The organism is Microvirga sp. P4_G7 (genome assembly GCF_056401005.1).
Window position 1 is genome coordinate 1 of the sequence record NZ_JBFUKD010001135.1, and the last position, 619, is coordinate 619.

Here is a 619-nt window from a genome sequence, read left to right on the forward strand (position 1 = left end):
GTCGATGAGCGATGTCCCGGTTCTCAAGGAGGGCGAAAAGGCCCACCATTATAGAACGCTCCTTTGGCCTTATGCCCGCGGCTCGGAACTCGCGCTGTTTCCCAATCTCAATGCCGTCGACCCGGTCTGGCGCGCACTCAATCGCGATGTCCGTTTCAGACGGGCGCTCTCGCTCGGCATCGATCGCGAAACGCTGAACAATGCGCTGCTGTTCGGTCTTGGGACCGAAGGCAACAATACGGTGGTGGCGGAAAGTCCGCTCTACACGACCGACCTGCGCACCATGAATGCCTCCTACAACCCGGCCGAGGCCTCGCGCTTGCTCGACGAGGTCGGACTGACGAAGCGCAACGGCGCCGGCTATCGCCTTTTGCCGGACGGCCGCGAACTCGAGATCATCGTCGAGACCGACGGCGAAGGCAGTTTCATCGTCGACGGATTGACCTTGATCAGCGAGTTCTGGCGTGAAATCGGCGTGCGGCTGTTCGTCAAGCCACAAGATCGGACGGTTCTGCGCAACCGGTCTTTCGCAGGCTTGACGGTCATGGTCGCCGCGCAAGGGTTCGACAACGCCATGCCGACCGCCATCATGCCGCCGACGGAACTCGCGCCCATGCGT

General features: G+C 61.9%; 1 protein-coding gene. It reads left to right on the plus strand.

Annotation, left to right across the window (positions count from 1 at the left end):
• A partial coding sequence (locus AC1DT3_RS23485) for an ABC transporter substrate-binding protein (protein WP_477467554.1) occupies positions 1-619 on the plus strand: 619 nt, incomplete at both ends.